The following is a 13,381-nucleotide window of genomic DNA, read 5'->3' as shown; positions in this document are numbered from 1 at the left end:
CGCTGTATATAGAGACTATAAAGCCTGCTTATTCAAGCAGGCTTTTTTATTGGACAAACAGTTTATTTAATAAGTCGCGCCGAGCTCATGACGTTTTTATTCATGATTGGTTGGGAGAGTAGCCCAAAGGCTGTGTGCCCTTTAATCCATTGAGTGCGACGGAGTAGTGAGTGCTGGATGATACGGTAATGAATAACACCTTCTCTTTACTGATATTGGCTTGTATATAAAACCCAAGCGGCACGAAAACCAGTACATCATCTTCCTGAATCGCGAGTAGCATAGTGTAGTAGTAAGAGGACTTATTGGCAGATTCGCTGGACCAAAAAATCCAAGCGCTGCTTTCGTGTCGATAAAGGTTTACAAAACCATCAGATACGATATCCATAATTTTCGCTTTTAGATTAGCTGGAAAGGTACCGCCAACAACTTCATCAAGCTGTGCTTCAAGCTTTGAAATTGCCCCCTGAGGAGAATCACTCGATATTACAGGTTGGATAGTCCTTTCGATGTGAATGTTATTCTCTTGTGCTAATTGTTCAGCTTTAGCAATATTCAACTCTAATGATGAATTGAGCGCTTGTTGAAATACTCGTGTTGCCGCTATTGCTTGGTTGATATATTGAGGCTCCAAAGAAAATAGCGTTTTGAATTTCAGATCTTGTTGATCGTCTGTTGCCAAAACCCTTGAGTTTGGAGCTAAAGCATTGTTTTTTAAAATTGAGTCACCCAGTACAACGGGGCTATTTACTGGAGTAACCTTTACATCTCTGGTGATGTACATATTGGCTTACCTCTATGAAACTAGCTAAGTTGTCTGACGGCCTGCAGTCCTTTCAGTTTGATGTCTATCTTATCACTGTCTATCGTCAGCGCGTCCGGTTTATGTGGCTGACTAAAAATGCTGTGGCTGTTATTTTCTATCTCAACTTCTATTGAAAGTAGGCTGACAGCCATAAGAGGGCCTGTGCGATCGCTTTGAGAAATAACGAGGAAATTGTACTGATAGTGGGCATGATTACCCTGATTTGTTTCAGTTTCTAAATAGCCAAACCAAGGTTGATCCTTTTGTTTATCGAGATCGCAAAATGCGTGGGCTACTATGGTTTGGAGTCTCTGTTTATCGAAAATACCGAATGAATCTTGTGCTGTCAGTTGGCCTGCTATGTCTGAAGTGAGCATAGATAGGGCTTGATATTGTTTATTTAGTTCTACGTTTAATGTTGCAATTATTGCTAACCCAGGCTCTGCTTTGATTTGTGCTTTGGCCTGTTCAAAGTCAATAATGCGGTTTTCATTTGAACAGTCAGTAAAGAGTTTGGATAGCTCATATGCTTGAGTCAGATAGCGCTCATCCTCTACTTCTAAAAATACCTGATAAGGTAACTCTTTTTGTTTACAGGGCACGATTTCAATATTCATAAATAACCTCTCAGAAGATGTAAGGTTTATATCAGCGTTCTAATGCTTCGGCTATGACCATGCTTTTAAAGTTCATGGTTTGTGTGACTTTTGAACCTGCCACCAAAGACAATACGTTGCTATCAGAGGACTTTAGGTGAATGTCGACGGATGTAAGTTGGCCAACCATAGTGGCACCTGTCGACTGATTTTGCACAATGTTAAACATATTGTACTGGTAGGACACTTCTTTTTCACTTTGACCAAATATCACAAAGTAACCGCCATTTTTCTGAGCATTGAGATCCAAAAAAGCTCGCGCAGCCATACCAAATGCAGCCCAATTTTCAGTCACCGCTCCTTGAACCATACCGATCAAATTTTGTAATTGATCTATCGCGACCCATGCTTGCATTGTTTGGGCTGTTTCGGCAACCGTCTTTGTGCCAATAACTGCCATGGTTTTATGGCTTTTAGCAATAGTAAGAGCTTGGTCAAAATCTATACCTTGTGTTGCGCTGTGAAGATTGTCAAAGGCACTTAACATATTTACTGCTTGATCTAGATATTCGAGGTTGATGTTTAAGATGGGGCTAAAAATATCAGTTTTAATATCCGGTGCTATGGTTACTGATTCCATGACCTTTCCTTAGTTGATTATATTGCGAATTAGGAGGTGGCAAATGGCCACCTCCAAGGCTTTTATGCCTGCAGCGCTTCAACGACAGTGATTGATTTAACGTTCACAGAGTAGTTATGCTTATCTTTGGTTGTAATCCAAAGTACTTTCTCTTTGTCGACATCAACAGTGATGGTTAAGCCAATTGGAGCGGCCGCCATAACCGAGCCTGTATCTTTATTGGCCACAGCAAATAAGATGTTGTAGGTGTAGGTGGTCTTGTGCTCGCTTTCCTTACTCCAGAAAATCCAAGAACTTTCTTTTTGCTCATTGAGGTTCGTAAAGCCTTGCTCAATCGTGTTTTTGAATTTTTCATAGGTTGGCGTTTCTTTGTCTAGGTAAACACCCACTACAGTATCAAGCAGGTTCATGACATCATCGACCATGGCCGATACTTGATTATCTTGCTTTACGATTGACTGGTTTATCGTGCCAGTGACGGCCATTTCTTTGTGTTCTTTGACAAGCTGTAGTGCTTGGTCAAAGTTAAACTCTAGCGTGTCACCATTGATGGCATCTTGAAAAACTTGTGCCATTTCAATTGCCTGATGAACATTCTCTGCTGGAACTTGAAACAGAGTATTGAAGTTAAGCTTGCTTTCACCTGCCTTTTTGATCACATCGTTACTGTCTAGAACGACAACGCTATCAAAAGTCATAATCTGATCTCCATGCTGTATTGGTTGGGAGTAAAGTTCATCCCAAGGTCTATATGCAGATCGTCTTATATGCAGGTTTGGTGTTTCATAATTGCGACACTATTCACATAACGAATAACTTGTTATGAGAGGGTGTTATTTAAGTTGTTGATTAATATCAGCTTTGCGATTATTGAATCAATAGTGACCTGTGCTGCGTATTTGGAGGGTTTGATTGATAGTATTCATTTATCTACGGCAGGTTAAAATTTAATCTATCAATAATGGGTTTATTTTTATAAAGGAGCGCTAACTTAATAACGCTCCTTTAATCATGGATTATTTAAGAATACAAGTGGTTCTAGCAAAAGCATCATCATATGTTTGGTAAACCAATCCATTATCTAAATGAGCGGATATATGTCCGTCATAGCCCATACTTGACCATTCATCTTGGTTTCTAAATAGCTTATAAGATATATCTTGATCAGATGTATACCAACCAGATTGATTTAAAGAAAAGCTTCCCCACTCAGAAAATAAATAACCAAACATTCTAGCAGTTGGAAAGAGTGCAATATCTTCAATCTTGGGTAAGCTACCACCTAGTTTGCTACAGTATTTCTCAGACTGAGAAAAGGTTCTGATCACATTGTCGGGTGTAGAGAAAAAACTCGGATTAAAAGAATAAGTGAAACTTGAGCCTACAGAGTCAGAGATGAGCAATTTGATTTTTCCTTTCTCTCTAATGGTCAGGACATCGTCTTTAATATCTACATTACCTTCTGTTACTTCGACAGAGTAGGGCGCCACGCCGCCTATCATATTAAGCTTCATGGTTGCACCACTATAAGCGGTTTTAGGTAAGCCCGAAGTCGCGCCATTTAGAGCAAGTTCTTTTCTCATTGGAGTGCCGTAGCTCATCGTAATGGATTCAATGGAGGGGGTGTTTTCATCTTTTGGTTGATAAAGCGTATTATCAGCGAAACACAGTTGGCTTGAAGCCAGTAAAGAGAAAACTAACGCTGTTTTTTTCATCGCAGGATTATCCTTTATGTTATTGGGTTATCAAGGCTTTTACATTTCGGATAATAGTGATTTAGTTCCCACCTGCTAGAAGAAGCAGCGAAAGCTTTGGCTCCATTCCATGCAATCAGTTTTGTATCTAGATGCTGATCACTCAATATATTTTATTCTGTTCAGTTTATCTAAACGATAATTAAAAATATATAGATATTCTTAACTTCATTTATTAGATATCTTAGTTGAGTACTTTGACGGACATCAAAAACAGCTCGTTTTTCCTGCCCTTGTTGCTTCTTTGGCTGCTCACCCAAAGAAGAGAAATAATAAATGTCACTCATAGGTATCTGATATGAAAAAGCCTTTAAAAGCCTTGATACTAGCGATGGGGTTATCTCTTGGTTCAGTGAATAGCTACGCTCTTTCTCTCGAACCGCTCGATAAAAATTTTACTCTCCAACTGCTTGGATCTGGCGGACCTATTTCCGACGATCTTCGCGCTTCTTCCGGTGAACTTATCTGGTGGAAGGGAAAGTCACAAGTGATGATAGATGCTGGTGGCGGAGTTTACCTAAGGTTTGGTCAAGCTGGCGGTAAGCTTGAGGATCTCGATTTTCTCGGTCTAACTCATTTTCACACCGATCACGTTGCTGATGTGCCAGCACTGCTTAAAGGTGGTTACTTTTTTGATCGCCAAGATCCTTTAGATATTGCTGGGCCTGAAGCCGGTTCTGCTTTTCCTAGTATGACTGGTTATATGAAAGCATTGTTCGATGGTGATAAAGGTGCTTATGCCTATCTCAATGGTTTGTTTGATGGTAGTGATGGCTTATTTCCTGTCACTATCACAGACGTACCCTATAAATCTTCACAAGGAACCAAAGTTTACCAGCAAGATGGGCTGACTATCTTTGCGCTCGGCATCCCCCATGGTGATGTACCTTGCCTAGCCTATCGCATTGAAAGCGAAGAAGGCGTGATGGTGCTTTCTGCTGATCAAAATGGCAGTAATCCGGATTTTGTCGAGTTTGCGAAAGGGGCTGATATTCTTTTGATGCCTTTAGCGATTCACGAACAAGCCGATGAAACATCTGCATTTTTGCATGCTAAGCCCTCAATCGTTGGCAAAATCGCCGCGCAAGTGAACCCCAAAATTTTGGTCCTCAATCATTGGATGGGACTAGGTCTTAAGCTCAAACCCGAATCGATCAAGATAGTGAAACAGTATTACAAAGGTCAGGTGATTGCTGGGCACGATTTATCCAGTTATCCCATGAGCGCCGCTAAGGAGATATCCAATGAACAATAAACTCGTTCTATCTATTGCAATGACATCGGTTATTACTCTCAACTCAGGTATGGCCTTTGCTGATACTTCGCCGGAAGCTCCGGTTGAAGCTCAATCTAAATCAAAGCATGGCGGGAAATGTGCAGCGGGTAAATGTGGCACAGAAAAGCGCTTTGAAAAACAAGAATTAACAAGTGACCCCCAAGGTCGGTTAGTTCGTGCTCGTGATGGTAAGTGTGGCGTGACAGGGGAGGGAATTAACCCTTCTAATGAAACCATTAAATTAACCCAAAGCAAAATCACAGGTGGCGTATGCGGACAATAACCAATACGTCAAAAGGACTAGGGCTGCGCAGCGAACATATTGATTTGCTGTGCCAGCTACCTGAACATCCTGATATTGATTTCCTTGAATTGGCGCCAGAGAATTGGATGAATATCGGTGGGTTAAAGCGCGAGCAGTTGCAAGATATTGCGCAAAAATATCCTTTGGTTGCTCATGGACTCAGTTTATCTATTGGTGATTGTCAGCCTTTAAATGAACCTTTTATAAGAGATGTCGCGAATTTTCTCGATGAGTTTAATATCGAGATATACAGCGAGCATTTGAGCTTTTCAAAGGACAGTCAAGGCTATTTGTATGAGCTACTGCCAATACCAAGACAAAAAGAGAATATTGCCTATTTAGTCGAACGTATTCATCGGGTCCAAGATGTGATTCAGAGGCCGATTGCGCTGGAAAATATCTCTTATTACCACAGTTATGGCGACGAAATGCCTGAGGGAGAGTTTATTGCTGAGATATGCGATAGAAGTGGCTGTGAGCTGTTGCTGGATATCAACAATGTGTTTGTAAACAGTCACAATCACGGTTATTGCCCTTATAACATGCTTAATAGCTTACCAAGTGAGGTGATACGCTATTGCCATATTGCTGGTCATCTTAAAGAAAAAGATGGTTTTTTGCTCGATACCCATGGAGCTCCGGTTCCTGAGCAAGTATTGGATTTAGCTCGCTACACCTATGGTGTTCATGGTAGTAAACCTTTGCTTCTAGAGCGGGATCAAAATATGCCATCTCTACTGGTACTCGCTGAAGAATTGCGCAGTATTCATGGTGAAATACAGGAATTTGGTCAAACGCTCGAGGGGCTTTGTAAGGGGGTAGTTAATGCTTAACCCTCCTAGCCAAATGCAGGCTCAAACCGAACGTTTATCGGCAATGATACGTTTGCCAAACGAGCAAAGAGACGGCTGTCGATACAGCGAATTCATTCGCGATAATGTTTTTGGTGTGGTGACCAACACCTTCCCACTTTTTTCAGCGCAATTTTCTCATCTACAACTTGAGCAAATGATTGATGGCTTTGTGGCTAAACATGCTGCCTTTGAGGCTGAATTTCACCAAATAGCAAGCGAATTTGTACAGTTTATGCAGAAAGATGAAGGTGCCAGTTCGGGAGCTGTATCATTGCAACAGTTAGCCTTGCTTGAATATGAATGGGTTACTTTTTGTGTGGAAATCGACGCTGTAAGCAACAATTTTGCTGAGTTTTCTCGAAAAGAGGTAACAGAAAACGATAGCTTACAAGTCAATCCAACCTTAAAACTCACTCAAGTCCCTTTCTTGCTTCATCAAGACTCAGTGACATTTTTAACCACTGACCGTCATAGTGTGTTTTACGGCGTATTTCGTAACCAAGAGCAGCATGTTGTCTCTCAAAGGTTAAGAGATATAGATATCGCTTTGATTCAAATGCTGATAGAGCAACCTGATTTAACTTCAGCCCTGCTGCAACAAAGGGTTAATCACAAAAATATCAGCTTTAACGTGATGGAGTGGGTGCAACATTTTAGTGAATTAGGACTTATTAAAGTCCAATTTTTAGGAGAATAATTATGATTAAGTCAGCTCTTAATTGGTTCGATGGCTTAGTGGAAAAGTGTCAAAGATATGATTATCTGGCCTTGCTTGCTATCCGCCTCTATCTTATCCCGGTTATCTTTGTCGGCGCTCGTTCTAAAGTTTTGGGATTCTCGGGCACAGTCGCTTGGTTTGGTGCTTCTGCGGCTGATGGTGGCTTAAACCTTCCTTTTCCTGAGCTTCTGGCATTTCTTGCTGCCGCGACTGAAGTAGTCGGGTGCATTTGTATTGCTCTGGGTCTTTTTACCAGAGTGATGGCCATTCCTATGATCTTTTTGATGAGTGTTGCCAGCGCCATGGTGCATTGGAAGCATGGTTGGGACGCCATAGCTACTAGCAGTATGGAAGCAAGTGTACGGCTGAACGGGTTTATTGAATGGCTAGCTACTAACTTCCCTGGTCGATACAACTATATTACAGAACTTGGCGATCCTGTGATGCTCAACAATGGGATGGAGTTTGCCGCAACCTATTTTGTTATGTTGATGGTGCTGTTTTTCTACGGTGGCGGCCGATATGTGAGCCTAGATTACTGGCTCCGAAAACCATTCAACTCTACTCCAGTTAAAGCCTAACCACACCTTCATTAAATCGATTAATCCTCTTTACCTAACCCGCTGTTTTCACAGCGGGAAGGAGTTTCTATGTTCGCAGATGTTGTTGAACTATCTCGATTTCAGTTCGCAAGTACCGCTCTTTATCATTTTATTTTTGTCCCGCTAACGATTGGTTTGTCTTTCCTGCTTGCCGTTATGGAGTCCTTGTATGTGATGACAGGTAAAACAGTCTACAAGGATATGACCAAGTTTTGGGGCAAGTTATTTGGAATTAACTTTGCTGTCGGTGTCGCAACGGGTTTAACCATGGAGTTCCAGTTTGGTACCAATTGGGCGTATTTCTCACACTATGTTGGGGATATTTTTGGTGCACCGCTTGCCATAGAAGCGCTGATAGCTTTCTTTCTTGAATCAACCTTAGTGGGGATGTTCTTCTTTGGCTGGGAACGTTTAACTAAGCGACAGCACTTATCTGCCACTTGGTTAATGGCCTTAGGTTCCAATTTCTCGGGACTTTGGATTTTAATGGCGAACGGCTGGATGCAAAACCCAGTCGGCGCTGAATTTAATTATCAAACTATGCGTATGGAGATGGTCGACTTTGCACAAGTGGTGTTTAACCCAGTGACACAGGTGAAGTTTGTCCATACCGTTGCCGCAGGCTACACCACAGGTGCTCTTTTTATCATGGGCATCAGCGCCTATTACCTGCTTAAGGGGCGAGATCTTCCCTTTGCTCGACGTTCTTTCGCTATCGCATCTGCATTTGGGATGGCGGCAATTTTATCGACAGTGCTGCTTGGAGATGAATCTGGATACGAGCTTGGTGATGTTCAGCAGGTTAAACTGGCTGCGATTGAATCTGAGTGGAACACCGAAGAAGCACCTGCATCATTCACTTTATTTGGTCTGCCAAACCAAGACAGCATGGAAACGGATTACGCGATTAAGATTCCCTATTTGATGGGGATAATTGCCACGCGATCTTTGGATAAACCCGTCACGGGGATTAAAGATCTTATGGCTCAAAATGAACAGCGGATTCGCTCGGGAATACAAGCGTATGGCTTATTAGAGAAACTTAGAGCAGGTAATGATCAACCGGATGTGATCGCTCAATTTGATGAAATTAAACAAGATCTTGGCTATGGTCTACTGCTAAAAAAATACACAGACAAGGTGGTAGATGCCACCGATAGCCAAGTTAAGCTAGCAGCTCAAGACACCATACCGCAAGTTGCCCCCTTATTTTGGAGCTTTCGCATTATGGTAGCCTGTGGCGTTCTAATGTTTGTCATTATAGGACTGTCTTTTATTCAGGTTTGCCGACAAAAAATCGAATCTAATCGATGGCTATTAAGAGCTGCAATCTGGGTGATTCCAGTACCTTTTATTGCCTGTGAAGCGGGTTGGTTTGTTGCTGAATATGGACGTCAGCCTTGGGCTATTGGAGAAGTGTTACCAGTTAATATTGCCGTATCTAATCTTACGACGAATGATATTTGGATCTCTTTAGGTTTTGTGTTTGTTCTCTACAGCATATTTTTGTGTATCGAAGCCTTCTTGATGGTGAAATTTGCCAAACGTGGCCCAAGTGTGTTGAAAACTGGGCGTTATCACTTCGAGCGAGAACAATCATTACAGACCATGATAAAGCAAAATTAGGGAGAGGGTATGTTTGATTATGAAACTTTACGCCTGTTTATATGGGTGGTAATTGGTGTGCTGTTGATCGGTTTTGCGATTGCAGATGGTTTTGATATGGGGGTGGCTGCGCTACTGCCTATCTTAGGAAAAAATAACCTTGAACGCCGAGTCATGATTAATACGATTGCGCCACACTGGGATGGCAATCAGGTATGGCTTATTACTGCTGGCGGCGCCATTTTTGCTGTCTGGCCTTTGGTGTACGGGGCGGCGTTTTCGAGTTTTTATCTTGCGATGATCTTTGTACTGGCCACGCTATGGTTACGTCCTATCGGTATGGACTATCGAGCCAAACTAGACAGTCCAAAATGGCGCGCTGCATGTGATATGGCTTTGTTTGTTAGTGGTGTAACCCCACCGATTATTTTCGGTGTTGGTTTTGGTAACTTGCTTGTTGGAGTGCCATTTGAATTGAATCCTTTGCTTATGCTCGATTATCAAGGTGGATTGCTTGATTTACTCACGCCGCTGCCCATCTTATGTGGTTTAGTCAGTTTGAGTATGACCGTGACTCAAGGCGCGACATTTTTGCAAATGAAAACCAAAGATGTACTGCGCATGCGAGCGCAAAAAATAGCAACCTATAGCGCTGTGACGACAATCTTATTGTTTGCGTTAGGTGGTTTTATAGCTTCCTCTCAGTCCGGTTACATCATAGTTGGAACTTTGGTAAAAGATGCAGCATCGAATCCACTCAATAAACAAGTCGTTAGTGATGCGGGCGAACTATTACACAACTTTCGCGATTTTCCCTTACTTTGGCTACTACCAATAAATGCCATAGTAAGCTTGATGTTAAGTATTTGGGCGGGTGTTTATCAACGCGCTGGCTTGGCATTTAGCCTATCAAGTGCGGCAATTGCAAGTATCATCATCACTGCAGGTGCGGCGTTATTCCCTATGATCATGCCATCGAGCATTAATCCATCGCATAGCTTGACTTTGTGGGATGCTACGTCGAGTCAAAAGACACTTGGTATTATTGCTGTTGTGGCGATTGTTGTTGTACCGATGATCCTGAGTTACACAGCTTGGTGTTACTACAAGATGTTTGGGCGTTTGGATAATGACTATGTGCAAAGCAATAGCTCATCACTCTATTAAGGAGGCTTTATGTGGTATATGTGTTGGGTACTAGGTGTGTTACTCGCTTGTTCTTTGGGCATTATTAATGGATTATGGCTTGAGCATGTTGGCTTTTTTGGCTGTGATAAGTAGAAGTTAAATAATACATTGGGGATACACACTAGGAGTGCTCTGTTGGCTCTTCGCCTTTATCGGGTTCCTGCTATTTTGAGAAGTACCTTCTAAGGAGTTTGGTTTTCTCGGTATGGTTACTTGTTTTGGCGAGCTAGAATCATGATGGCTTACATTTCCTTTTTCCTGGGCGTCTTGTTGCTGCAACCGAAGTTTGAGAGGGTACTTGTATTGTCATAAGGCTTTTACCAGAGTGATGGCCATTCCAATGCCCTTCTTGATTAATGAAGTCAAATCGTTATATAACCCGCTGTCTAACAGAGGGTTAGATATATATTCTTACACTAAGTAGTAAAACTAAGTTTATAGTGTATTATGCGCATATTGTTTCTATTGATAATGTTAAACAGTTGTGGATGTACGTAACGCGGACATGGAAGCGATGTGCCATGTATTCAAACGCTATATTGAATACATGGAAGTCGACCAGACGGTGTCTTTTTCTCGGGTAGATACTCAGTTGGAGCAAGTGAAGACCGTATCGACCAACTACTCGTGGCATCTGGCTTATTGGGGCGATGAGCTGTACAAAAACCTCCATTCGCGTCTCAGACTGGGGATTAATCTTTGGAACAGTCAGGGAGCCCAAAACTTCTGCGAGTCGGCCAAAGCCAGCCATAACCGTGTTGATATTGTGACGAATCAGGGCTCACAGTACGACATCCTCCTTATTTCTTTGCCAATTACGCCCTTGCCTTGCGATGTGGTCAGTCAGTCGATTGCGTTTCGTCCTAAGGTTAACCACCTTGCGCTTGAATGCTGGAGCGATAAACAAATACAGATCTCTATCGATAGTTTGTCGGTAGCCAATTCAACTGGGCCGAATGATGCTGAAAACAAACCTTATGTGTTTGGCAACTTGATGCTGACGCACGATGAACTGACCAGTGTGCGTTACTTTCTTGAGATGAAAACCTTTCAAGAGGTGGCTTTACTTCGCGGTTGTAAAGAGACAGAAGAAGCCCGACGAATATATATCATCAAATGCAAACTTGACTGTGAATCTCAGCCTGATTCGGTCTTCTTTAGAAAATTGGTGGAACATGGAGTGACGGTCGCGTGTCTGGACAGTTTCATCATGTATCGTTAACGGTTGGTGATTTAGTCGCTAGCCAAGATTTCTATGCATTGCTTGGTTATCAGCTTGAACGAAGTTATCAGGATGAGCAGGTCACCATTCATATGCTGGAAAACCAAGGCTCGAGAATCGAGCTTTTTCACTTTTGTGGGGACGTTTCAGCCCCAGTTCCTGAATCTTTGATCGCGTTAAAAAGAGTGGGCATCACCCACTTTGCTTTGCGAGTCAATGATCTTGAAGCCTTTCATAGAAAATTATCGGAAGTCACTAACATTACTACTATTTACAACGCTAGGCTAGGTAGTTTCCGTTACTTTTTCTGTTCAGACCCCGATGGAAATCAATTAGAACTTATAGAGGAGTAAAACAGAATGTCACTTACTTGGAAGCAGCGCTCCAGTGCTGTGCTTGGTAATGCCATGGAGTTTTATGATATCGCTGTATTCGCATCGATATCTATGTACATTTCCCAGCTATTTGCCACCCAAGGCATTGAGCACTAAGAGCTGGTGGTGTGGGGAGTCTTTGCCCTACGTTTTTTGATCCGGCCCTTTGGCGGTGTCGTCATTGGTCGCTATGCCGACACATATGGCCGTAAACGGGCATTGGTTTTTTGTAACCTATTGACGGGTTTAGCAACTGTCTCGATGGCGTTTGTCCCCGTGGATAGCGTCGGGCAGTACATTGTGGTTGTATTCTTGTTCTTCCAAATGATTCAAGCATTTAGCTTCGGTGGTGAATACCCAACCCTAATCAATTACCTTCTCTACGATGCGAAGAAGTCAGAACGTTCACGTGTGAGCAGTTTGATTGTCGCGAGCTCCATTGTGGGTGTGATCATTTCCCTTCTTATCGTTGCAGCTTTAGAACACTACTTAACCACAGAAGAGATGAGTGATTGGGGATGGCGAGTACCACTGTTAGTGGGTGTAGCAAATATCATTGTAAGCTTATATTTACGTCTTTCTCTACCTGAATTGCCTAAAGCAGAAGCGGTGGCCAGTAAGTCTAGTTGTCAGATCATTGCCAAAGTGTTGTGTATTTCCATTCTTGGTGCTGTGGTGTTCTATGTACAGAACCTAGCTAGCGGTATTTTGGGCAAAGCCATGGGTATCGAAAATCTTGCGTTGATAAATTCATCGTTACTTGTTTTGTTGTTGCTCGTATTTTCTTTTCTCGTCGACAAATGTTCTTCGCCACAACAAGCGTTTAAATTTGGGGCGATGTTTATGCTGTTTACGGCGATACCTTTGTTTGTGCTGCTTGATTCCAGAGAATTTATCTGGCAAGCCATAGCTGTGTTAGGTATCAGTGCGTTGGCTGCGATCATTTTGGGTAACTTAGCTGCGCTGTTATGGCAGCAATCAGCCAACCAAACTACCGGGTTAGGAATTGGTTATAACATTGCATTATCGATCTTTGGTGGTCTCACGCCGCTGATAGTGACAGAAGCGATGTTGTTAAGTTCTGCTTATGTTGGCTTATATGTTGCTATTGCGACCTTACCTGGATTAGCTGTATTGGTCCGCTTTAATGCAGGCGCTGACCAAAAATCAGTTCAGATGGTTTAGTAATTGGGTCAAAACATGTCGCTCAAGAAAGTCATACTTTATATTCAGCGGCTTTCTTGAGTTTTTTGTGTTGCTCAAGTAACCAATAAACCTCCTCAAGGATAAGTCAGAGTACAACTTTTCTTTGAGTGATGAGAATGGGTAAGAGACATTTTTATCCATACATTCTGTTTTTAATTAATCATGAATAAAAGGAATAGGTTAATATCTAAGCTTTCCTTATGTGGGTCTAAAATAGAGTGATATGTTTATTGTCAA

General features: G+C 42.1%; 17 protein-coding genes. 12 read left to right on the top strand and 5 right to left on the bottom strand.

Annotated elements, in window-relative coordinates; all coding sequences use genetic code 11:
- Nucleotides 1–100 precede the first annotated feature (100 nt).
- From FIV01_RS11600 to FIV01_RS11580, 5 genes are all read right to left on the bottom strand, one after another.
- On the bottom strand, nt 101–784 hold the full coding sequence (locus tag FIV01_RS11600) for a cytolytic delta-endotoxin (protein WP_152431142.1): 684 nt from the start codon (nt 782–784) through the stop codon (nt 101–103).
- Between the two features lie 20 nt (nt 785–804).
- Nucleotides 805–1,422, bottom strand: coding sequence for a hypothetical protein (locus FIV01_RS11595; protein WP_152431141.1), 618 nt, complete (start codon nt 1,420–1,422; stop codon nt 805–807).
- Nucleotides 1,423–1,453: 31 nt separating this feature from the next.
- Nucleotides 1,454–2,041 (bottom strand): type-2Aa cytolytic delta-endotoxin, encoded by a 588-nt coding sequence (locus FIV01_RS11590; protein ID WP_152431140.1) that lies wholly within the window; start codon nt 2,039–2,041, stop codon nt 1,454–1,456.
- A gap of 62 nt (nt 2,042–2,103) precedes the next feature.
- Nucleotides 2,104–2,739 carry a delta-endotoxin CytB gene (locus FIV01_RS11585; RefSeq protein WP_114785146.1) on the bottom strand — a complete coding sequence of 212 codons (636 nt, stop codon included), beginning with the start codon at nt 2,737–2,739 and terminating at the stop codon, nt 2,104–2,106.
- A gap of 318 nt (nt 2,740–3,057) precedes the next feature.
- Nucleotides 3,058–3,756, bottom strand: a complete 699-nt coding sequence (locus FIV01_RS11580; RefSeq protein ID WP_152431139.1) for a hypothetical protein — start codon at nt 3,754–3,756, stop codon at nt 3,058–3,060.
- A gap of 337 nt (nt 3,757–4,093) precedes the next feature.
- On the opposite strand from FIV01_RS11580, the gene FIV01_RS11575 reads away from it, so the two are divergent.
- The 12 genes from FIV01_RS11575 (at nt 4,094) to FIV01_RS11525 (ending at nt 13,123) form a co-directional block, all read left to right on the top strand.
- A complete protein-coding gene (locus tag FIV01_RS11575; protein ID WP_152431138.1) occupies nt 4,094–5,050 on the top strand; it encodes an MBL fold metallo-hydrolase in 957 nt (318 codons plus the stop codon).
- A complete protein-coding gene (locus tag FIV01_RS11570) occupies nt 5,040–5,354 on the top strand; it encodes a hypothetical protein (RefSeq protein WP_152431137.1) in 315 nt (104 codons plus the stop codon). Before FIV01_RS11575 ends, FIV01_RS11570 begins: the two co-directional genes overlap by 11 nt.
- On the top strand, nt 5,342–6,208 hold the full coding sequence (locus FIV01_RS11565; protein WP_152431136.1) for an MbnB/TglH/ChrH family RiPP precursor modification enzyme: 867 nt from the start codon (nt 5,342–5,344) through the stop codon (nt 6,206–6,208). Before FIV01_RS11570 ends, FIV01_RS11565 begins: the two co-directional genes overlap by 13 nt.
- A complete protein-coding gene (locus FIV01_RS11560) occupies nt 6,201–6,926 on the top strand; it encodes a putative DNA-binding domain-containing protein (RefSeq protein WP_152431135.1) in 726 nt (241 codons plus the stop codon). The genes FIV01_RS11565 and FIV01_RS11560 overlap by 8 nt, the downstream gene beginning before the upstream one ends.
- A 2-nt stretch (nt 6,927–6,928) precedes the next feature.
- The gene (locus tag FIV01_RS11555; protein ID WP_152431134.1) at nt 6,929–7,528 is read left to right on the top strand and encodes an HvfX family Cu-binding RiPP maturation protein; all 600 of its coding nucleotides are present in this window, start codon (nt 6,929–6,931) and stop codon (nt 7,526–7,528) included.
- Between the two features lie 69 nt (nt 7,529–7,597).
- Complete coding sequence (locus FIV01_RS11550) at nt 7,598–9,175, top strand: cytochrome ubiquinol oxidase subunit I (RefSeq protein WP_152431133.1); 1,578 nt, start codon at nt 7,598–7,600, stop codon at nt 9,173–9,175.
- Nucleotides 9,176–9,184: 9 nt separating this feature from the next.
- Nucleotides 9,185–10,321 (top strand): cytochrome d ubiquinol oxidase subunit II, encoded by a 1,137-nt coding sequence (gene cydB, locus FIV01_RS11545; protein WP_152431132.1) that lies wholly within the window; start codon nt 9,185–9,187, stop codon nt 10,319–10,321.
- A 9-nt stretch (nt 10,322–10,330) separates the two neighbouring features.
- Nucleotides 10,331–10,435 (top strand): cytochrome bd-I oxidase subunit CydX, encoded by a 105-nt coding sequence (cydX, locus tag FIV01_RS11540; RefSeq protein WP_152431131.1) that lies wholly within the window; start codon nt 10,331–10,333, stop codon nt 10,433–10,435.
- A gap of 391 nt (nt 10,436–10,826) precedes the next feature.
- On the top strand, nt 10,827–11,564 hold the full coding sequence (locus tag FIV01_RS11535) for a hypothetical protein (RefSeq protein ID WP_152431130.1): 738 nt from the start codon (nt 10,827–10,829) through the stop codon (nt 11,562–11,564).
- Nucleotides 11,534–11,917, top strand: coding sequence for a VOC family protein (locus tag FIV01_RS11530; RefSeq protein WP_152431129.1), 384 nt, complete (start codon nt 11,534–11,536; stop codon nt 11,915–11,917). The genes FIV01_RS11535 and FIV01_RS11530 overlap by 31 nt, the downstream gene beginning before the upstream one ends.
- Before the next feature lie 6 nt (nt 11,918–11,923).
- Nucleotides 11,924–12,055 carry a hypothetical protein gene (locus tag FIV01_RS20870; protein WP_281361289.1) on the top strand — a complete coding sequence of 44 codons (132 nt, stop codon included), beginning with the start codon at nt 11,924–11,926 and terminating at the stop codon, nt 12,053–12,055.
- A gap of 9 nt (nt 12,056–12,064) precedes the next feature.
- Complete coding sequence (locus tag FIV01_RS11525) at nt 12,065–13,123, top strand: MFS transporter (RefSeq protein ID WP_246210401.1); 1,059 nt, start codon at nt 12,065–12,067, stop codon at nt 13,121–13,123.
- Nucleotides 13,124–13,381: the final 258 nt, after the last annotated feature.

The organism is Vibrio aquimaris (assembly GCF_009363415.1).
GTDB lineage: Bacteria > Pseudomonadota > Gammaproteobacteria > Enterobacterales > Vibrionaceae > Vibrio > Vibrio aquimaris.
Note: the sequence above shows the minus strand (reverse complement) of the source record. Positions and strands in the feature narration are given on the sequence as shown.

What these genes read in the sequence shown, in the direction of transcription:
- cydB (WP_152431132.1), top strand. Translation starts at nt 9,185, where the DNA reads ATGTTTGATTATGAAACTTTACGCCTGTTTATATGGGTGGTAATTGGT.
- FIV01_RS20870 (WP_281361289.1), top strand. Translation starts at nt 11,924, where the DNA reads ATGTCACTTACTTGGAAGCAGCGCTCCAGTGCTGTGCTTGGTAATGCC.
- FIV01_RS11585 (WP_114785146.1), bottom strand. Translation starts at nt 2,739, where the DNA reads ATGACTTTTGATAGCGTTGTCGTTCTAGACAGTAACGATGTGATCAAA.
- FIV01_RS11570 (WP_152431137.1), top strand. Translation starts at nt 5,040, where the DNA reads ATGAACAATAAACTCGTTCTATCTATTGCAATGACATCGGTTATTACT.
- FIV01_RS11565 (WP_152431136.1), top strand. Translation starts at nt 5,342, where the DNA reads ATGCGGACAATAACCAATACGTCAAAAGGACTAGGGCTGCGCAGCGAA.
- FIV01_RS11560 (WP_152431135.1), top strand. Translation starts at nt 6,201, where the DNA reads ATGCTTAACCCTCCTAGCCAAATGCAGGCTCAAACCGAACGTTTATCG.
- FIV01_RS11590 (WP_152431140.1), bottom strand. Translation starts at nt 2,041, where the DNA reads ATGGAATCAGTAACCATAGCACCGGATATTAAAACTGATATTTTTAGC.
- FIV01_RS11550 (WP_152431133.1), top strand. Translation starts at nt 7,598, where the DNA reads ATGTTCGCAGATGTTGTTGAACTATCTCGATTTCAGTTCGCAAGTACC.
- FIV01_RS11580 (WP_152431139.1), bottom strand. Translation starts at nt 3,756, where the DNA reads ATGAAAAAAACAGCGTTAGTTTTCTCTTTACTGGCTTCAAGCCAACTG.
- FIV01_RS11595 (WP_152431141.1), bottom strand. Translation starts at nt 1,422, where the DNA reads ATGAATATTGAAATCGTGCCCTGTAAACAAAAAGAGTTACCTTATCAG.
- FIV01_RS11555 (WP_152431134.1), top strand. Translation starts at nt 6,929, where the DNA reads ATGATTAAGTCAGCTCTTAATTGGTTCGATGGCTTAGTGGAAAAGTGT.
- cydX (WP_152431131.1), top strand. Translation starts at nt 10,331, where the DNA reads ATGTGGTATATGTGTTGGGTACTAGGTGTGTTACTCGCTTGTTCTTTG.
- FIV01_RS11600 (WP_152431142.1), bottom strand. Translation starts at nt 784, where the DNA reads ATGTACATCACCAGAGATGTAAAGGTTACTCCAGTAAATAGCCCCGTT.
- FIV01_RS11575 (WP_152431138.1), top strand. Translation starts at nt 4,094, where the DNA reads ATGAAAAAGCCTTTAAAAGCCTTGATACTAGCGATGGGGTTATCTCTT.